18 protein-coding genes and 1 riboswitch are annotated in these 18,861 nt (G+C 68.7%); of the genes, 7 read left to right on the top strand and 11 right to left on the bottom strand.

Going from position 1 to position 18,861, the window contains the following annotated elements; genetic code table 11:
• Positions 1-94 precede the first annotated feature (94 nt).
• Complete coding sequence (locus tag RJ1_RS21270; RefSeq protein ID WP_073363675.1) at positions 95-1,441, bottom strand: amidase; 1,347 nt, start codon at positions 1,439-1,441, stop codon at positions 95-97.
• A 164-nt stretch (positions 1,442-1,605) separates the two neighbouring features.
• Here RJ1_RS21270 and RJ1_RS21265 point away from each other — a divergent pair, with 164 nt between their 5' ends.
• Positions 1,606-3,744 (top strand): serine/threonine-protein kinase, encoded by a 2,139-nt coding sequence (locus tag RJ1_RS21265; protein ID WP_073363673.1) that lies wholly within the window; start codon positions 1,606-1,608, stop codon positions 3,742-3,744.
• Between the two features lie 9 nt (positions 3,745-3,753).
• Here the strand turns inward: RJ1_RS21265 and hpt are convergent, their stop codons facing one another.
• The 4 genes from hpt to dacB are packed head-to-tail and all read right to left on the bottom strand — an operon-like array spanning position 3,754 to position 7,745.
• Positions 3,754-4,308: a hypoxanthine phosphoribosyltransferase gene (gene hpt, locus RJ1_RS21260; RefSeq protein ID WP_073363672.1), complete on the bottom strand. Its 555-nt coding sequence runs from the start codon at positions 4,306-4,308 to the stop codon at positions 3,754-3,756.
• A 4-nt stretch (positions 4,309-4,312) separates the two neighbouring features.
• Positions 4,313-5,290: a tRNA lysidine(34) synthetase TilS gene (gene tilS, locus RJ1_RS21255; RefSeq protein ID WP_073363670.1), complete on the bottom strand. Its 978-nt coding sequence runs from the start codon at positions 5,288-5,290 to the stop codon at positions 4,313-4,315.
• Positions 5,291-5,313: 23 nt separating this feature from the next.
• Complete coding sequence (locus RJ1_RS21250) at positions 5,314-6,360, bottom strand: zinc-dependent metalloprotease (protein WP_073363668.1); 1,047 nt, start codon at positions 6,358-6,360, stop codon at positions 5,314-5,316.
• Positions 6,360-7,745 carry a D-alanyl-D-alanine carboxypeptidase/D-alanyl-D-alanine endopeptidase gene (dacB, locus tag RJ1_RS21245; RefSeq protein ID WP_073363764.1) on the bottom strand — a complete coding sequence of 462 codons (1,386 nt, stop codon included), beginning with the start codon at positions 7,743-7,745 and terminating at the stop codon, positions 6,360-6,362. The genes RJ1_RS21250 and dacB overlap by 1 nt, the downstream gene beginning before the upstream one ends.
• Before the next feature lie 131 nt (positions 7,746-7,876).
• Between dacB and RJ1_RS21240 the strand changes: the two genes are divergently transcribed.
• On the top strand, positions 7,877-8,368 hold the full coding sequence (locus RJ1_RS21240; protein ID WP_005244982.1) for an inorganic diphosphatase: 492 nt from the start codon (positions 7,877-7,879) through the stop codon (positions 8,366-8,368).
• A gap of 136 nt (positions 8,369-8,504) precedes the next feature.
• Here the strand turns inward: RJ1_RS21240 and RJ1_RS21235 are convergent, their stop codons facing one another.
• Together RJ1_RS21235 and RJ1_RS21230 are read right to left on the bottom strand one after the other, a co-directional pair.
• The gene (locus RJ1_RS21235) at positions 8,505-10,163 is read right to left on the bottom strand and encodes an MDR family MFS transporter (protein ID WP_073363666.1); all 1,659 of its coding nucleotides are present in this window, start codon (positions 10,161-10,163) and stop codon (positions 8,505-8,507) included.
• A 115-nt stretch (positions 10,164-10,278) separates the two neighbouring features.
• Entirely contained in the window at positions 10,279-11,109 is an 831-nt protein-coding gene (locus tag RJ1_RS21230; protein WP_073363664.1) for a crotonase/enoyl-CoA hydratase family protein, read from the bottom strand.
• A gap of 81 nt (positions 11,110-11,190) precedes the next feature.
• Here RJ1_RS21230 and RJ1_RS21225 point away from each other — a divergent pair, with 81 nt between their 5' ends.
• Entirely contained in the window at positions 11,191-12,510 is a 1,320-nt protein-coding gene (locus tag RJ1_RS21225; protein WP_073363663.1) for an NAD(P)-binding protein, read from the top strand.
• Positions 12,511-12,585: 75 nt separating this feature from the next.
• The gene (locus RJ1_RS21220; RefSeq protein WP_073363661.1) at positions 12,586-13,701 is read left to right on the top strand and encodes an alpha/beta fold hydrolase; all 1,116 of its coding nucleotides are present in this window, start codon (positions 12,586-12,588) and stop codon (positions 13,699-13,701) included.
• On the opposite strand, the gene RJ1_RS21215 is transcribed toward RJ1_RS21220, so the two are convergent.
• Positions 13,635-14,342, bottom strand: coding sequence for a TetR/AcrR family transcriptional regulator (locus RJ1_RS21215; RefSeq protein WP_073363762.1), 708 nt, complete (start codon positions 14,340-14,342; stop codon positions 13,635-13,637). The genes RJ1_RS21220 and RJ1_RS21215 overlap by 67 nt on opposite strands.
• Here RJ1_RS21215 and RJ1_RS21210 point away from each other — a divergent pair.
• The 3 genes from RJ1_RS21210 to RJ1_RS21200 all read left to right on the top strand — a co-directional run bounded on the left by RJ1_RS21210 (position 14,335) and on the right by RJ1_RS21200 (position 16,601).
• On the top strand, positions 14,335-15,426 hold the full coding sequence (locus RJ1_RS21210) for an ABC-2 transporter permease (protein ID WP_073363659.1): 1,092 nt from the start codon (positions 14,335-14,337) through the stop codon (positions 15,424-15,426). The two genes, RJ1_RS21215 and RJ1_RS21210, sit on opposite strands and share 8 nt — an antisense overlap.
• 34 nt (positions 15,427-15,460) lie before the next feature.
• Positions 15,461-15,934 carry a YbaK/EbsC family protein gene (locus RJ1_RS21205; RefSeq protein WP_073363658.1) on the top strand — a complete coding sequence of 158 codons (474 nt, stop codon included), beginning with the start codon at positions 15,461-15,463 and terminating at the stop codon, positions 15,932-15,934.
• A gap of 157 nt (positions 15,935-16,091) precedes the next feature.
• Positions 16,092-16,601 (top strand): flavin reductase family protein, encoded by a 510-nt coding sequence (locus RJ1_RS21200; RefSeq protein WP_338049600.1) that lies wholly within the window; start codon positions 16,092-16,094, stop codon positions 16,599-16,601.
• 5 nt (positions 16,602-16,606) lie between these two features.
• Here the strand turns inward: RJ1_RS21200 and RJ1_RS21195 are convergent, their stop codons facing one another.
• The 3 genes from RJ1_RS21195 to RJ1_RS21190 are packed head-to-tail and all read right to left on the bottom strand — an operon-like array spanning position 16,607 to position 18,675.
• Positions 16,607-17,233, bottom strand: coding sequence for an LLM class oxidoreductase (locus tag RJ1_RS21195; RefSeq protein WP_073363654.1), 627 nt, complete (start codon positions 17,231-17,233; stop codon positions 16,607-16,609).
• 49 nt (positions 17,234-17,282) lie between these two features.
• Positions 17,283-17,351: a putative leader peptide gene (locus tag RJ1_RS48855; RefSeq protein ID WP_369325290.1), complete on the bottom strand. Its 69-nt coding sequence runs from the start codon at positions 17,349-17,351 to the stop codon at positions 17,283-17,285.
• A gap of 28 nt (positions 17,352-17,379) precedes the next feature.
• Positions 17,380-18,675, bottom strand: coding sequence for an aminotransferase class V-fold PLP-dependent enzyme (locus RJ1_RS21190; RefSeq protein WP_073363652.1), 1,296 nt, complete (start codon positions 18,673-18,675; stop codon positions 17,380-17,382).
• 51 nt (positions 18,676-18,726) lie between these two features.
• Positions 18,727-18,841: riboswitch (SAM riboswitch) on the bottom strand.
• Positions 18,842-18,861: the final 20 nt, after the last annotated feature.

Raw genomic sequence — 18,861 nt, 5'->3', positions numbered from 1 at the left:
AGCCAACCGCCGTTGAAGCGGTCTCTTTTCCTTCAACGCACGCGGTGGCGCATCGGTTCCCTCGGACTCGATCCGAGTCTCGATGTGGGCCAGTTCACCGTGCGGGTGCGACCCTCGGCCAGCCGCCGCCCACCCGCTCGATGTGAGCGGCCAGGGCCAGGATTCTGGCCTCGCCACCGGGCGGCGCCGCGATCTGCACGGCCAGCGGGGTGCCCGAATGAGAGTGCGTGCCGACGGGGACACTCGCCGCCGGCCAGCCGACGAGATTCCACAGCGCGCTGAGCGGGGCGTACCGTACGTTGGCCACGATGTTCGACAGCCACGACCGCTCGCTCCACGTCGTCGCAGCGAGCGGCGGCTGCGCGAGAGCGGGCGTGATCACCACGTCGTAGTTCTCGAAGAATTCGCGCAGCGACTCTTCGAGCCTGCTCACCTGCTCCGGACGGACGAACCGGCCCAGCGCTCGGCCCAGCGCGACGTGCCGCCGGGTCCGCGGCTGAAGTTGCCGCCGATCGAGTCCTCTCGCGTCGGCGGCCGTTCCGGCGGTCCAGCGGGCGAGCACGGGGAGCAGGTTGACCGGGTACGGCAACGTCGCAGGCTCGACGTCGTGTCCCGAACCGGTTAGTTCCGTTCCCGCGCGCACCGCCGCGTCCCGCCACTGCGGGTCCACCGTGGCCAGGAATGTCGGCGACCCTGCCGCCACGGCGATGCGCAGTGGCTCCGATGCGCCGATCCGCGCGAGTTCGGGACGGTCGGCGAGCACGGACAGCATGAGGGCGGCGTCGTCGACGGTCGTGGCGATGGGTCCGTTCTCGGCCATGCCGAACCAGGAGGTGGCCCCGAGTTCGGACGGCACGACACCCCTGCCCGGTTTGATGCCGAACACCCCGCAGTTCGCGGAGGGGATGCGGATCGAACCCAGACCGTCGGTCCCGTGAGCCAGGGGCACCATCCCCGCGGCGACGGCGGCGGCCGCTCCCCCGGACGAGCCCCCGCAGGTCCGGGACGGATTCCACGGGTTGCGGGTGATGTGGCCGGGAGCGTCGGTGGTTCCCCACACCGCGAGTTCGGGGAGGGTCGTCAGGCCCACCACCACCGCTCCCGCCGCCCGCAGTCGCGCGACGACCGGGTGGTCGGAAACCTTCGGTTCGGCGCTGGTCGCGCCCGATCCCTCACGCATCGGCAGTCCGGCCACGGGGATGACGTCCTTGATCGCGACGGGCACTCCTGCCAGCGGAAGTGTGGACAGATCCGGTCGGTGGGAGAGGGCGAGCGCGTCGGCTCGGGCCTGTTCGGCAAGGACGGTGACGAAGGCCTGGATCTTCGGATCACGCTCTTCGATGGCGGCGAGCGCGGCCTCGACGTGCTCCATCGGGCTCGAGACGCCCGAGCGAACCTGCTCGGCGACGACGACGGCTGAGGTGAACGGGGACTCCCCCATCACCCGAGTATATGGTGAAGGGAAGCAGTCATTTCGAGTATTCGTGCTGGATACGGTAGGTCTGCGGGGTTACCATTCGCTTGTCCCTGGATGGGACTCTTCACACCGCTCCAGACAACCTCGATGTGCCCAGAGAACCCGCCCAGTAGAACCCTCGATGTGCAATGACCAGAGGAAACGGGTCGGGCAGAGACGGATCGGCCGCTGGATCGGACTCTGCCGAACGGACCGTCGGAGTCACGAACTCCGAACACGAGAGCAGCGAAGCGACGGTCGCGGCCGGCCCGTCGACGGTCGTTGCTGAGCAAACCGTGTCCGCACGGACGATGACCTCCGAGCACACCGCGCCCGCCGAACAAACCGCCGCAGCCGAACAGACCGCCGCGGCCGAACGAACGGCGCCCGCCGAACAGACCGCTGACGCCGACCGGACCGCGGAGGCCGGTCCGACGGTGACTGCCCGGCAACCAGACACGCTCATCACGACGCCGCCGAGCAACGCGGCTCTCGACGACGTGGAGGTCGGGCAGCAGGTCGACGATTTCGATCTGCTGATGAGTCTGGGCAGCGGCGCGTTCGGCCGGGTGTTTCTGGCACGCCAGCGGTCGATGCAGCGACTCGTCGCGGTGAAGATCTCGCACGACAAGGGGAACGAGCCGCAGACCCTCGCAAAACTCGACCACAACTACATCGTCCGCGTGTTCGACCAGCGGTTGCTCGAGGACCGCCAGCTGCGCCTGCTCTACATGCAGTACCTGCCGGGCGGCACCCTGCTGCGGGTGCTGCGCCGCGTCCGCGTCACGCCGGAACGGGACCGCACGGGCAGCCTTCTGCTGGATGTGGTCGACGAGGAGATGCGGGAGAAGGGCGAGATCAGGCCCACCGACTCCAGCGTGCGGGACGAGATCGCATCGCTCACCTGGCCGGAGACGATCGCATGGTTGGGGCGTCGACTGGCCGACGCCCTGGACTACGCCGGCAAGCGCGGCGTCCTGCACCGCGACATCAAGCCTGCCAACATCCTGCTGACGGCGGAGGGTGTGCCGAAGCTGGCGGATTTCAACATCAGTTTCAGCGACAGCGTCACCGGGGCATCCCCGCTCGCCTACTTCGGTGGGTCTCTGGCCTACATGTCCCCCGAACAACTCGAGGCGTGCCACCGCGAAATGCCGGGGACGGCAGCGGACCTCGACACCCGGAGCGACATCTTCGCGCTGGGCGTGATGCTGTGGGAGCTGATGTGCGGGCGGCGCCCGTTCGAGGACGAGGAAGTCTCGAGCGAGTCGCTCGTGGCACTCGAAGCGATGATGGACCGTCGCAGCCGCGACATCGACCCGGAATTTCTCGACCAGTTGCCCCACGACTGTCCCCCGTCGCTGCGACGGGTGCTCCTGACATGCTTGGCTCCGAAGCCTGAGGACCGGTGGTCGTCGGGTGCCGAACTGGCCCAGCAGTTCGACCTGTGCCTCAATCCCCGGGCCCGCGACCTCGTCGATCCGCCGCCGAACAGTTGGCGCATGCGGCTGCGGCGCTTCGCGCTTCCGATTCTGGTGTTCGGCATCGCGGTGCCGAATGCTCTCGCCGGTGCCTACAACTACCACCACAACAAGATGCTGATCATCAGCAACCTGACGCCGGAGGCCCAGCACTCGTTCGAGGGAATCCAGTTGGTGATCAATTCGATCGCGTTCCCGTTGGGCGCGATCATGCTGCTCTACTGGTGCCGATACCCGCTGCTCGTGCCGCGGGGTCTGCGTAAGGGGAAGTCGTACGACCGCCAGACGCTGGCCCGGGCCCGCACCGACACGTTGCTGCTCGGCGACCGGGTCGTGCTCGTGGTGTTCGGGTTGTGGGTCATCGCGGGCATCGCCTATCCGATTTCCCTGCAGCTCGCGGCGGGGAACGTGCCGCCGGGGGCGTACGTGCACTTCATCGCGTCACTCATCGTGTGCGGTGCCGTGTCGGTGGCGTACCCGTTCTTCGTGGTCGCGTTCTTCGCGGTGCGCTGCATCTACCCCACCCTGCTGCCGCAGGACATCGCCAGCAGCGCCGACGCGCACAAGCTTCGGGGTCTCGACCGCCGGAGCACGCTGTACCTGGCCGTCGCGGCGTCGGTTCCGCTGGCCGGTGTGGCCGGAGTGACGTTCCTGTCACCCGACGAGATCACCTTGGTGATCATCGCGGTCCGCATCCTGTGCGTCGGCGGCATCTTCGCGTTCGTCGGCGTGTACTGGCTGTTCCGGCAGTTGGAGCAGGACCTGCGGGCACTGGAGCTCGCCGTGTCCCATGACCCCGTCCGGTGACTGTCGAGCTCAGCCGCCGTAGACGGACGGCTCGAGCGTTCCGATGTAGGGCAGGTCGCGGTAGCGCTCGGCGTAGTCGAGGCCGTAGCCGACGACGAATTCGTTGGGAATGTCGAAGCCGACGTTGGCGACGTTGATGTCGACCTTGATGGCGTCGGGCTTGCGCAGCAGCGTGACGACCTCGAGCGACGCCGGGTTACGCGTCGACAGGTTGCGCATCAGCCAGGACAGCGTGAGACCGGAGTCGATAATGTCCTCGACTATCAGCACGTGGCGGCCGGCGATGTCCTTGTCGAGGTCCTTGAGGATCCGCACGACGCCGGAGGACGACGTGGAGGAGCCGTAGGAGCTGACGGCCATGAACTCCATCTGGGTGGGGATGGGGAGGGCCCGCGCGAAGTCGGTCATGAAGAAGATGGCGCCCTTGAGGACACCCACCAGGAGCAAATCCCCTTCCGGGGCGCCCACCGGGTAGCGCTTGGCGATTTCCTCGGCCAGTTCGACGGTCCGTCGACGAATCTCGTCCTCGGAGATCAGTACCGATGCGATGTCGCCTTCGTACACGCGATCAAACCCTTCGTTGGTCGTCCAATCCGACGTTCAGCCTGCCACGTCGTCGGCGGACCACCAACCTCGCGTCCGGTGTTCCGCCCCCGATCGCCACCTGTCCCTGCCCGCGCCACCGCGCGACGAGGTCGTCCACGGCCCGTAACTGGGTGTCTCCGAGCCCGCGCGCACCCGCTGAGAGAAGCCAGCTGCGCAGTACCCGCCGGCGCACGGGTGGAGCCGACGACGCGAGGAGTTCCGCGTCGATCTCCCCGTCCACCAGGACTTTCGCCGCGATGTCGGCGGCCGCCGCGTCGAGCACGGCGCCCTCCTCCCGCAGGTGCTCCCCCGTGCGGGCCAGGGCCCCGGCCACACCGCCGCCCAGGACGTCCTCGAGCAGCGGCAGCACCTCGGTGCGCAACCGCACCCGCACGAAGTCGGGCGACGAGTTGTGCGGATCCTCGTGCGGGGCGAGGCCGAGTTCCGCGCAGGCCTGCCGGGTCACCGCGCGTCGCACGTCCAGCAGCGGTCGCCCCCACGGGCTGTCGTAGGCGCTCATCCCCCAGATGGACCGGCCACCGGAACCGCGCGACAGGCCCAGCAACACCGTCTCGGCCTGGTCGTCGAGGGTGTGGCCCAGCAGCACCGGACGGGTTCCGCGCGCGGCGTCGAGCGCGCGGTACCGGGCCTGCCGGGCGGCCGCCTCGAGCCCGCCGGACCCCGTCACGTCGACGGGGAGCACCTCGGCGGACGTGCAGCCGAGGGCACGCGCACGCGCTGACGCCTCCTCGGCCACGTCGGCCGACCCCGGCTGCAGCCGGTGATCGACGACCAGGGCACGGACCGAACGCGCCTCGGCCACAGCGGCCGCCGTCAGCGCCAGCGAGTCGGCGCCCCCCGACAGTCCGACCGCGACGTCACCGTCCGGGGCGTGCCCGGCGATCCAGCGCCGCACGGCGTGACGAACCTCGAGGATCGCCGGCTCCTCGGGAAGCAGCATCGCCCGGCTCAGCCCTTCTCGAATCAGCCCAGAACCCGGGACACCCAGGCGTCGGGCCGGTCGATCTCCGCGAGCCGGGGCAGGGTGTCGGGGCCGGTCCACACGACGTTGAACCGGTCCATCCCGACCTTGTCCACGACGGCGTCGACGAACGCCTTACCGCGCACGTACTGCGCCATTTTGGCGTCCATCCCGAGCAGCGCCCGGATGAGGCGTTGCACCGGGTTGCTCTTGCGGCGGCGCCGCTGGTCGAACGCGGCCCGGATGGCGGCCACCGACGGCACGACCGCGGGGCCGACCGCGTCCATCACGTGGTCCGCATGCCCCTCGAGGAGGGTGCCGAGCACCAGCAGGCGGTCGAGTGCCTCACGCTGCGGCTCGGCCTGGGTCGCGCGCAGCAGTCCGACGATGCCGCCCGGTGCGCCCGACTCGTCCGGCTCGGTGCGCCCGCGGTCGCGCAGCGCGGAGGACAACCGGCCGACCATGTCGGTGACGGACTCGTCGTCTGCGGATCCGAGTGTCTCCACCGACTGCTGCATGTACCCGGTGAGCCACGGCGAAGACGAGAACTGCACGCGGTGCGTCACCTCGTGCAGGCACACCCACAGCCGGAAGTCGCTGGGCCGCACCCGCAGCGTCCGCTCGACGGACACCACGTTGGGCGCCACCAGCAGCAGGGTTCCGTTGTCACCGGTGAACGGGTCGTACTGGCCGAGGATCGCCGACGACAGGTACGCGAGCATCGCCCCGGCCTGGATGCCGGCCGGTTTGCCGAGCAGCAGTCCGGGTGCGGCGTCGCCGCCCGTGAGTTGCGACATCGAGTGCGCGGCGGCGTGGATCCAGCCGGCCCGGTCGAGGATCTGCGCGGTCGGCACCGGCAGTCCGTCGGCGAGGCCCGTCACTTCCCGGACGGGCAGTTCGGCGCGCATCGACGCGTCGGCCAGTTCCGCGACCACGGTTTCGGCCGTATAACGCGACGTCGCGGGCCCGCTGCGCGCCAGTTTCACCCCCGTCCTGGCCGCAAGGTTCCAGTCGACGGCACCGCGGAACGCATTTCCCTCGGCGGCCATTACTGGCACCCGCACGTGCGGAGCGCGGCCGCCAGCGCGTCGAGGGCGGGACGACTGACCTCCGGCGGACGGTCGTTGGACATCAGCGCGAATGTGAGCACCCGCCCGTTCTGATCCACCACGTACCCGGCCAGGGCGCTGGCCGTGGACAGGGTGCCGGTCTTCGCCCGCACCCATCCGGCACCGGTGCGGTTCCCGGACGCGTACCGGTCCGACAGGCTGCCCGTGGCGCCGGCCACGGGCAGGTAGTCGAGCATCGGCCGCAGAGCGGGCTTGCCGTCCCCCGCGGCGGCCGTGAGGACCTGGTCGAGCAGTTGCGGCGCGATGCGGTCGTCGACGGACAATCCGCTCGCGTCGTGCAGTGTGAGCCCCGACAGCTCGAATCCGGCGGCGGACAGTGTCTGACCGATGGTCGCCACGGCGCCCGTGAACGATGCTTCTGCGCCGGCATTCATGGCAACCTCCCGCCCGATCGCTTCGGCAAGCACATTGTCCGAGTGTTCCATCATCTGCTGCAAACGGTCGCGCAGCGGCGCCGACTGCACACTCGCGACGGTGGCCGCACCGGGCGCCGCGACGCCCGACGTGACCGCCGACGGGTCGACGCCGAGCGCACCGGCGAGCGTTCGCCCGGCGTCCAGGGCGGGCGTCGAACTACGCGGCGACTCGTCGACCAGCGGATCGGCCCGTCCGCCGTCGATCATGATCGGTTCGGTGGGGGTGATGAATCCGGCGCCGACGTCGGTCGGGAACCACCCCTGCGCCATGGTGTCGCCCGAGTAGATGCTGGTGTCGACGACGATGCTCGTCGCCTGGATGCCCGCGTTCCGAATCTGATCGACCAGTTGCGAGATGTGTGCGGCACCCGGGTAGTAGCCGTTCTCCCCGACCGGCTTCGCGGTGAGAGTGGGATCACCACCCGCGACGAGGACGATCTCGCCGAGAGCCGCCCCCTGCACCACCTTCGTCGTCACGCGACGGTCGGACGGTAGCGCCAGCAGCGCGGATCCCGCGGTGAGGACCTTGGTGGTCGACGCCGGGGTCATCGGGGTCTGCGGGTTGACGCTCCACAGCACCTGACCGGTGACCGCGTCGGCCACGGTTCCGCTGAACTTGCCCAGATCGGGGTTGGCGGCGGCCGGACCGACCGCCGCGGCGATTCCCTGCGCCGTCGGCATGGGTGCGTCGTCCGGGACCGGCGTGACCTGCGGGGCCGCGGTGATCGGCGCCGGTTCGGGGGCGATCGTCAGCTCACCGCGGCCCGCCGACGCGTTGTGCGCAGTCACCGCGACCACCAGAACAGCCGCCATCGCGAGCACCACGACGACGACCGACGCGAACAGAATTCGCATGTTCCGACGGTGGCGTCCCGCCAACGAGCCCATCTTCTTCTTTCCCTGGCCCGGCAACGCGCCTCCGTCTTCACTGTGATTCGTGGGTGGTCAGACAACCAACCTTATCCTCGACCCGATATCCTCTCCCCGAATCATCATCGACACGACAGCGAGGAATCGGCGTGGAGTTCGACGTCACCATCGAGATCCCCAAGGGTCAGCGAAACAAGTACGAGGTCGACCACGTGACCGGTCGCGTGAAGCTGGACCGCTACCTCTACACCGCGTTCGGCTACCCGGCCGACTACGGCTTCATCGAGAACACCCTCGGCGAGGACGGCGACCCGCTGGACGCGCTGGTCCTGCTCCCCGAGTCCGTGTTCCCCGGCGTCATCGTCGAGGCACGTCCCGTCGGCATGTTCAAGATGGTCGACGAGGCCGGCGGCGACGACAAGGTGCTGTGCGTTCCCGCCGGCGACCCGCGCTGGGACCACATCCAGGACATCGGCGACGTCCCGCAGTTCGAGCTGGACGCCATCAAGCACTTCTTCGTCCACTACAAGGACCTGGAGCCGGGCAAGCACGTCGAGGCCGCCGACTGGGTCGGGCTGGCCGAGGCGAAGGCCGAGGTCGAGGCTTCGTTGAAGCGTCTGAAGGACAACGGCGGGCACTGAGCCGGCGGCGAATCATCTGGTACTGAGCCGGCGGCGAATCATCTGGCACTGAGCCGGCGGCGAATCATCAGGCACTGAGCCTCCCGACGTTCAGGGTAACGGCGTCCATCCCCGCGGGGAGGGCGCCGTTGTCGTGTCAGGCCTCCGCTTCTCCCCGCGCCGCGGCCTGGAGTCCGGACTCGCTGCGGAGCGGGACCTCCTTCCAGAGCACGGTGAGGACGAAGGCGACGACGGCGAGCATCGACACGGTGAGGAAGACGGATCCGATCGCGTCGGCGAATCCTTCCTTGAACGGCAGGGCCAGGACGTCGTCGAGTGTGCCGATCACCGAACTGTCGGTGAGGACCCCGCTGACCCCGGCGTGGTCGGGGCTGAGCATGCCTTGGCCCATGGCGGCTTCGGCGGGGTCGTTGCTCTGGGCTGCGGCCACCACGGCTCGACGGAACTCGGGTGTGCCGGCCGCCGCCGTGACGCGTTCACCGATGGCCGGGGTGAGGCGGGAGAAAAGGATCGACAGGAAGATCGCGACGCCGGCGGTTCCGCCGATCTGCCGGAAGAACGTGGCCGCTCCGGTCGACACGCCCATGTCCTGCGGGGGCAGCGCATTCTGGATGGCGAGGGTCAGCGGCTGCATCAGATTTCCGAGTCCGAGCCCGAGGATGAGCATGAACGCCATGACGACGGGCATGGGCGTGTCGGCGGCCACGGTGTGCAGCAGGAATGCGCCGATCACGATGAGGGCGGTCCCCAGGATGGGGAAGTACCGGTAGTGCCCGGTGCGCGAGATCATCTGACCGCTGACCACCGATCCGGCCATCAGCCCGAGGACCATCGGCAGGATCTGGAACCCGGCGAGGGTGGGACTCGAGCCCTTCACCACTTGCAGGTACTGGGGCAGGAGGGTGATGCCGCCGAACATGACGGCACCGACGACGAGACTGATCACGACGCCGAGCGCGAACGTGCTGTTGCGGAAGAACCGCATCGGGATGAGTGCGGCGTCCTTCATCGCCAGTTCCACCAGGATGAAGGCGAGCACCCCGATCACGCCGATGATGTAGCACGCCAACGACTTCGGGCTGTCCCATCCCCAGCTGTGACCCTGTTCGGCGACCACCAGCAACGGCACCACACCGATCGCGAGAGCGAGGGCGCCCCACCAGTCGATCCGCCGATCTCCGCTCGGGCGTTTCGGTAGATGCAGAACCCGGGAGACGACCGTGAGCGCGACCAGCCCGACCGGCACGTTGACGAGGAAAACCCAACGCCAGCCGTCGATTCCGAGGATCACGTCCTGCCCCGCGAACACGCCACCGAGGACGGGACCGAGAACGCTGGACGTCCCGAACACCGCGAGGAAGTACCCCTGGTACTTGGCCCGCTCGCGGGGGGAGACGATGTCGCCGATGATGGTGAGCGCCAACGAGAACAGGCCGCCCGCGCCGAGTCCCTGGATTGCGCGGAACGCGGCGAGGACGTACATCGACGTCGAGAACGTGCACAGCACCGACCCGATCACGAACACCGAGATCGCGAACATGAAGAACGGCTTGCGGCCGTAGATGTCGGACAGCTTGCCGTAGAGCGGCGTCGCCAGTGTGGCGGTGACGAGGTACGCGGTGGTAGCCCACGCCTGCAGCGAGTACCCGTCGAGGTCGTCGGCGATGGTGCGGATCGCCGTGGCCACGATCGTCTGGTCGAGCGCGGCGAGGAACATGCCGAGCATCAACCCGCTGAGTACAGCCAGGATCTGCCGGTGGGTGTATGCCACCGGCATTTCGACCGAATTTGCCACTGTGTCCTCGCTGCACTGGTCGTTTACTTGTAGTCGGCAAGTATGAGAGCGCAGCGAGGATTCGGGCAACTGTTGGACTGGGCTTTACCTGCGGATAGGCGTCGCAGCGCTCGGACTACTCGCCCTTGAATTCGGGCGTGCGCTTCTCGAAGACGGCCGTGATCGCCTCGGTCAGGTCCTGCGACGGCAGGAACGCGGCATTCCACGCGGCGACGTAGCGCAGGCTGTCGTCGACGGCGGCCGCGCGGGAGTGGTCGAGGACGTCCTTGATGCCGTGCACGACGAGCGGCGGATTCGCGGCGATCTCGGCGGCGGTCTCGTGCGCGGCGGCGAGGACGGCGTCGGCGTCCGCGTAGACGTCGTTGACGAGACCGATCTTCTCGGCGCGCCCGGAGTCGATGTCCTTGCCGGTCAGGGCGAGTTCCCGCAGATGGCCGTCGCCGATGATCGCAGGCAGTCGCGCGAAGCTGCCCATGTCGGCCACGATCGCGACCTTGACCTCACGGATGCTGAACTTCGCGTCGGCACTGGCGTAGCGGACGTCGCACGCGGAGGTCAGGTCGACGCCGCCGCCGATGCACCAGCCCTGGATGGCCGCGATCACCGGCTTGCGGCAGTCGGCGACCGCGTTGATGCCCGACTGCATCCGCTTGATCATGTCGTGGAACGCGGTACGAGGCCCGGCCTGCGCCTTGTCCGCGAGGACGGAGCCGAAGCTGCCGCTCATGGCGGGCAGATCCAGACCGAAGGAGAAGTTCTTGCCCGAGCCGGCGATCACCACGGCGCGCACGTCCGGATCCGAGTCGAGTTCACCGAAGATCTCGGGGAGCTCGCTCCAGAAATCCGGGCCCATCGCGTTGCCTTTTCCGGGTCCGATGAGCGTCACCTGCGCGACGTGATCCTTGCGCTCGACGGTGAACGCATTCCAGGTCTTCTGTTCGGTCATTACTCAAGAGTAACCACCGCTCGCGGAGGCCAGGCGAAATACCCTGGAGGTCTCTGCACCGTCGTGCGAACGGACAGCTCGATGACTCACCGGACGGCCCCGAACGGCAATGCGGTAGTCGTCGGTGCCGGAATGGGAGGACTCCTGGCAGCGGCCGCTCTCGCCGATGCCTACCGGACCGTCGTCGTCCTCGAGCGCGACGTCCTGCCCGAGACGGCCACCCCACGCCGGTGCGTGCCGCAGGCCCGGCACGTGCACGCCCTTCTCGCCGGCGGGCAGTCCGCGATGGAGGACCTCATGCCGGGTTTCGTGGCCGAACTCCTCGCCCTCGGCGCCACCGGGGGTGACGCACTCGGCGACATCCGATGGATCGTCGATGGGCACCGAATGGCACGCGAGACCAGCGGGGTTCCCGGGATTCTCGCGAGCCGGGCGCTCGTCGAGTGGCAGGTGCGCCGGCGGGTGCGGGCCTTGCCGAACGTGCGGATCCTGGACCGATCCGACGTCACGGGTCTCACCGCCGAGAGCGCGAGAGTGACCGGCGTGACCGTGCAGCACCGGGGCGGCGTCCCGCCGGAGGTCGCCCCGGCCGATCTCGTCGTGGACTCGTCCGGCCGGAGTTCACAGAGCGTCGCCCGGCTCGGGGAGCTGGGGTTCGCGCCCCCGTCCGAGTCGCAGGTGGCCGTCGACGTCACGTACGCGACGAGGCACTTCCGGCTCGACCCACCACACCTGGACGGGGATTCCGGCATCGGGATGGCACCGGGACCGACGCATCCACGCAGCGGATTCATGGGTGTTCAGGAGGACGGCACCTGGATCGTCACCCTTGCCGGGTACAGGGACGATGTGCCGCCGCTGGACCCGGGCGGGTTCCTCGACTTCGTGAAGTCGTTCCCCGCCCCGGACATGTACGACGCGCTGCGCACGGCCGAACCGGTGGACGACGGCGTGCGCTACCGGATCCCGACGACCGTCCGCCGGCACTATTCTGCGGACGATCTGCCGTCGAACTATCTGCCGTTCGCGGACGCGATCTGCTCGTTCAACCCCATCTACGGCCAGGGCATGAGCGTCGCCGCGGTGGAGGCGACGATCCTGCGGGACTGCCTGCGATCGGGAAGGACGCATCTCGCTCGCCGGTTCCTCCGCGGGGCGAACCGGTGTATCGATGCCGCGTGGACGCTCACCGTCGACAACGATCTCCGGATTCCGGCCGTGCCCGGACGGCGGTCGACGCGGGTCCGGTTGGTCAATGCGTACACGTCCCGGCTCGATCGGGCGGCGTCCGTCGACCCGGCGGTCGGGTCCGCGTTCCTCCGGGTGACGCATCTTCTCGACCGTCCTGGGACACTCCTGCGCCCGGCGACAGTGCTGCGGGTTCTGCTCGCCTCCCGCTGACGGGCGACCGCGAGATTACCTGTATGTTGACGTCACAGATACCCTAAGGATCTGCGCCGCCACGAGAGGAAATCCGTGCTCGACATCGTCTGGAACCCGACGCTGAACACGCTGACCCGCAACGCCTGGCGACTGTCCTTCGGCGGCGGAATCGCGCCGGTCCAGCGAACCCCGTCGACGCGCATCCACGAGGCGCCCCATCAGGACCTGTCCCGGTTCGACACCAACGGGACCGACGGTGGCCAGCCCGTCCTTCTCGTGCCCCCGCTCGCGGCGCCCGCGCACTGCTTCGACCTCCGGCCGGGCCAGAGCCTGGCCGCGCACCTGGTCGGTTCGGGCAAAGCGGTGTATCTCGTCGACTACGGCTCGATGGGCTACTCCGACCGCGGCCTCGGGTTCGAGGACTGGATCGACGACTTCATCCCGGCGGCCGTCGACCGGGTGTCCCGGCTCCACGACGGCGCACCCGTCGACCTGATCGGCTGGAGTCTCGGGGGAACGATGTCACTGCTGACCGCCGCGGGCCGGAACTATCTGCCGATCGGCTCGGTGACGGCGATCGGCACACCGATCGACTACGAGTCGGTGACCATGATCGCGCCGCTGCGAATCGTCGGCCGGTTCACCGGCGATCGCCCCCTCACCACCGCGACGCGGGCGATGGGCGGCCTGCCCGCTCCGCTGGTCCAGGCGAGCTACCGCTTCACCGCGCTTCAGCGCGAGCTCACCAAGCCGTGGTTCATCGCCAGGAACCTGCACGACACCGAGACGCTCGCGCGCATGGAGTCCATCGACCGGTTCATGGCCGACATGCCGGGTTATCCGGCCCGGTTCTTCCGCCAGGTCTGCACCCAGCTGATCCTCGGGAACGCGCTCGCCGCGGGGAGTTTCGAGACCCGGAACGGCGCGATCACGCTGGCCGATCTCGCGGTGCCGGTTCTCGCAATCGGAGGCACCGAGGACGTCATCGCCCCGATCGCGTCGGTGCGTGCGGCGACGGACGTGTTCACCGGTTCTCCGTCGGTGCGGTTCGAGTCCGCGCCAGGCAGCCACCTGGGTCTCGTCGCGGGACCGAAGGCCAAGGACTCGACCTGGGCGCACATCGACGAGTTCCTCGACGGCGTTCAGGCCCCGGCGCGGGCGACGGCCCCGGCGAACAGCGCAGTGACGGCCGCTCCCATCGTCGGCTGATCCACTTCCTCCGGATCGACGGAGTGCTCGAGGACCAGTCCCGAGATGAGGGCCATCAGCGAGATGGCGGTGGTGCGGACGTCGAAGGCGTCGTCCACCCCCCACTCCCGCGCCCGCTCACCGATCAATTCGACGAGCTTGCCCCGCAACTGCCGCCGCTCCCGCAGGTAGGCCTGCGCGATCTGCGGGTCCCGGGCGGCGAGCACGCCGAACTCGAGTACCAGCAGCGACCATCCCGGCTCGCGCACCATCCACGACGCGATGGCCTCGCCGCCTCTGCCCGCGGCGTCCGACGGGTTCATTCCGGCGATCTCGGAGAGCACCCGTCCCGCGAGTTCTAGTGAGCGCGCCGCGAAGAGTTCGGCGAACAGGTCCTGCTTCGATTCGAAGTTCGAGTAGACCGCACCCTTGGTGAACCCGGCCCTGCGCGCGACTTCGGCGAGCCTGGCCGCGCTGAAACCACGTTCTGCGAATTCCTCCGCCGCGGCGTCGAGGAGGCGTTGACGCACGACGTCACGACCGGGACGCGTCGCCGGCGTCCATTCGGTGTGACGACTGTCCGGTTGACGATCGTCAGTCACGATACCTAGGGTATTCAATACCCGCGGTATCGACAAGGATCGAGGACGTCCGATGACCATGACCGACAGCGACACCACCAGCCGCACCCCCGCGCACCACGACAGTCCGGTGTCCCGATACGGCGCACCCAAGGTGATGGTCGCGCTGGTCTTCGGGGTCCTCCTCCTTCAGCTCGGCTTCATCCTCAGCTACGTGGCCGCGTTCCATCAGCCCACCCCGCGTGACATCGAGATCGCCGTCGTCGCGTCGGAGGGAGTGCCTGCCGGTACGGACCAGCAGGTCGCCGACCGGCTCGATGCGATCGACGGCGGCCCGCTCCGGGCACGTGTCGTCTCGGATACCGCGGAAGCCCGGCGACTCCTCCACGAGCGCGAGATCCAGGGCGCGTTCGTCGTGAATTCGGCCGGGCCCGACACTCTGATCACGGCGAGCGCCGGTGGCAGCTCCATCTCCAGCGCGCTCGAATCGGTGTTCGCCCAGGTGGAGAACAGTCAGGGTCGCCAGTTCACCGTCCGCGACGAGATTCCCGTCGGCGTGCACGACAACCGCGGACTGTCCGGTTTCTACCTGGCGGTCGGGTGGGTGGTCGGCGGCTATCTCCTCGCGGCAGCGATCGGGCTCTTCATCGGCGCGCCGCGGACCCTGCGTCAGGCCGCCGCGCACACCGCAGTCCTCTTCGGTTACGCCGTGGTCTCGGGTGCCCTCGGCGCCCTGATCACCACTCATGTGCTCGGCACGTTCGCCGGCCACTGGTTCCCGCTGTGGCTTCTCGGCACCGGTGTCGTCTTCGGCACCGCCCTGTTCACCCTCGGACTGCGCGCCGCGGTCGGCGTCCTGGCGGTGCCCCTCGCGATCGCCGTCTTCGTGATTCTGGGCAATCCCAGCGCCGGCGGGGCGTTCGGTTCCCACGTCATCCCCGCCTTCTACTCGGCCATCGGACGCTGGATCACCCCCGGCGCCGGTACCGAGGGAATCCGCAGCATCGTGTACTTCGACGGCGTGGGGCTGGGGCAGCCGGCTCTCGCGCTCGCGCTGTACTCCGTGATCGGTCTCGGACTGCTCTTCGGGTTCACCGCGCGAGGTCTCCGGAAGGCGGAATCGACTACGCCCCGTTCCGATGTCGTGTCGGACGACGCTTCTTGATGTCGTTCCGGAGGAATGGACCTACTCTTGGTTCATGCCGACGCCCCTGCACCCCCACGCCGCGCATGTCGCCGAGACTCTGATCGCGCGAGGGCACCATGGGGTGATCGTGACCCAGCCCGACTCCACCCACTCCGCGGCCGAGGCAGCGGAGTCCCTGGGGGTCGATATCGGGTCCATCACCAAGTCGCTGGTGTTCCTCCTCGACGACGACCCGATCCTGCTCCTCGTGTCGGGGGCGCACGAGGTGGATCTGGCGAACACCGGCAAACGTCTGCAGGGAAATCTGACCCAGGCGCCTCTCGACATGGTGCGGATCGCCACCGGCCAGCCGATCGGCGGTATCGCCCCGCTCGGCCATCCCACGAATCTCCCGACCTACGTCGACAACGCCTTGTCGGAGTACGCGGAACTGTGGGCGGCCGCCGGGCACCCGGACACCGTCTTCCGCACGTCGTTCTCGGAGTTGGTGCGGATCACCGCCGGCCTGGCGATCGACGTCGACTGAATCCCCGGCCGGCCGCGCCCCTATAGTTGACGGCACATCTCGTGAACGCGAGTGACCCACACGGGCCGACCCGGAGAATGATGTGTCCGACAGAGCCGAGAACGCCGATACCGTCGATGGTTCGCGTCTCCCCCGCGACCCCGCACCCGCGCCCGGAATCAGCGCGGACGACTACCGCGCAGCCTTGCGTCGTCACCCGGCGGGCGTCACCATCGTGACCCTCGACGCGGGATCCGGCCCCGTCGGCTTCACCGCATCCTCGTTTTCGTCCGTGTCCCTGGATCCGCCGCTGGTGTCGTTCAACATCGCGAACACCTCGTCGAGCATCGAGGCGCTGCACTCAGCGGATTCGCTGGTGATCCACCTTCTCGGGGAGCACCAGCAGCACCTGGCCCAGCGGTTCTCGCGCAGCGCCGACCAGCGGTTCTCCGACGAGTCGCTCTGGGCGCGGCTCGACACCAACGAACCGGTCCTCCACGGAACTCCCAGCTGGTTGCGAGTCGTCGTGGACCAGTTGATTCCCGTCGGCGATCACACCCTCGTGATCGGCCTCGTCACTCGCGTCCATGCCGACGCGGACGACGATTCTGCGTCCGCGCCCCTGCTCTACCACGAGGGCAGGTACTACCGGCCCACTCCGCTGGGTTCAGCGAAGAACGGCAACTGACCGGCTCAGGAGGCCAGCACCCGCTCGCGGCTGGGCAGGTCGAAGCGGCGCAGCGCTTCGTCGACGGCGTCGGCCGAGGTGACGAGGCCTCGCTCCTCCAGCCACGGAAGGGTGCCGTCGACGAGTTGTTCCAGAACCCTGGGCAGCGACAGCGGCAGCAGCGTCACTCCGTCGGCGACACCGGCCGCCTGGATGTCGGCGATGAGCCCGGCGAGCCCGGCCGGAGTTCCGATGTACTGCAAGGACACTGGCACACGCGGGGTCTCCAGCGCACTGTCGAGGAGCGCCAGCTCCTTGCGCGCGGCACGGGCCTCGGCGGCGATGAGCACCTCGAGGTCCACCAGCACGGTGACGCTGTCGGGGTCACGGCCGTCCGCGACGATTTCGGCGCGGATCCGTGCGCGTTCCTGCTGCGCCTCACGCAGATCGGAGGCCCGGATCCGGACGACGTTCGGCGGGAACGACGTGAGGTCGAGCTGATCCGTCGAGGCGGCGGTCAGGTCCACCCAGTAGTCGGCACCGTTGATCGGGCGGGTGCCGGCGGCGCCCTCGGCCGCCGGGTGGTGGCCCGATCCGGTCAGCTCGACGGCGACGCGAAGGGGACGGGAAACGAAGGCATTGTCTCGAGACATTGGGGTTCCTCGGGAATGACGTGTGAATGAAACGGAGCTGGAAGAACGGTCAGCTCGAACACATACCCGAGGCGGTTCGGCACAGATCGACATGCCGACGGCACCAGTGAGCAATCATTGTGCTCCCAGCCTGCGATGCCATGCGCTCATACTAGCGCGTCCCGCGAAAAACGGGTCTCCGGCACCGGATTCCACTGGCCGCTCTCCTTGGCGTAGGCCCAGTTTCGGCATCCCGCCACCAGGGCGTGCACGGCCTCGACCAGCCGGTCCACGTTTTCGGAGCAGCTGCCGAGCCCGACACTCACCCGGACGGCACCGTCAGGCCGGCCGAGGCGCCCGAGCAGCGGATGGGCGCAGAAGCGTCCGTCACGAACCCCGATGCCGTGTTCGGCGGACAGGTAGGCGGCGATCTCCCCCGGCTCGAAGCCGTCGATCGTGAACGTCACGATCCCGACCGTGTCGGGGGCATCCGACCACAGGCGCAGGAACTCCAGGCCGTCGACGGAGCCGAGTCCGTCCAGGAGCCGGGCGGTGAGGGCCGACTCGTGTTCGGCCACGGCTCCGAAGTCCAGCTCGGACAGCGCGTCGCACGCGGCGGCGAGGGCTGCCGCACCGAGCACGTTGGGGCTGCCGGCCTCGTGCCGGGCAGGGGCGGGCGCCCACTGGGTGGATTCGACGGTCACGTTTCGTACCGCTCCGCCGCCCGCGAGGTAGGGATCGGCGGCGTCGAGCCAGTCCCGGCGGCCCACCAGCACTCCGGCGCCGAAGGGGGCGTACAGCTTGTGCCCGGAGAACGCGAGGTAGTCGACACCGCACTCTGCGAGGTCGATGCGGCGATGCGGTGCGAGTTGCGCGGCATCGACGAGAATCCGTGCGCCGCAACGATGTGCCACGTCGGCGAGGACTGCGATCGGCAGCACCTCACCGGTGACGTTGGACGCACCGGTCACCGCGAGCAGTGCGGTGGGCTTGGAGCACAGTTCGGCGACGAGGAGCCGCACGGTCTCGGCCAGCGTGTCCGCCGCCCTCACGACGCGAGAGTTCTTCCAGGGCAGCAGATTCGCGTGGTGCTCGATGTCGAGGACGACGGTGCTGCCGGGGACGCAGCCGGCGAGCAGATTCAGCGAGTCGGTCGTGTTCCGGGTGAACACCACCACCTGGTCGTCGTCCGCACCGACGAACCGGGCAACCGAGTCGCGGGCCTTCTCGTAGCAGTCGGTCGAGATCCGCGACGCGTAGCCGGCGCCGCGGTGCACGCTCGAATAGGTGGGCAGCAGGGCCCCGATGCGGTCGGTCACCTGCGCCAACGCCGGCGCACTGGCCGCGTAGTCGAAGTTGACGTAGGCGCAGTCGCCACCCTGAACCAGCGGAACCCGCAGGTCGGAGCCCGAAACCTGGGCCAGCGGGGCAACACACACGTCAGCGGTCAATACAGCAGTCATCACGACATCCCTCGTAGTCAGGGACTCGTCGCAGGGTCGGTGCCCTCTCGGAGTCCGCGCTTGCCGGGTTCGGTGTGAACCTCAGCCTGGTCGTCACCCGGAGCACCCCGCCGCGGTGGAGGGTTGCCGACCAGCTAGCCGGGGCTTGACGCTGGTACTCGTGACCTGTTTCGAAGATTGCAGGAT

Source organism: Rhodococcus jostii NBRC 16295 (genome assembly GCF_001894825.1).
Classification (GTDB): domain Bacteria; phylum Actinomycetota; class Actinomycetes; order Mycobacteriales; family Mycobacteriaceae; genus Rhodococcus_F; species Rhodococcus_F jostii.
This window is presented reverse-complemented; position numbering and strand designations above follow the sequence as displayed.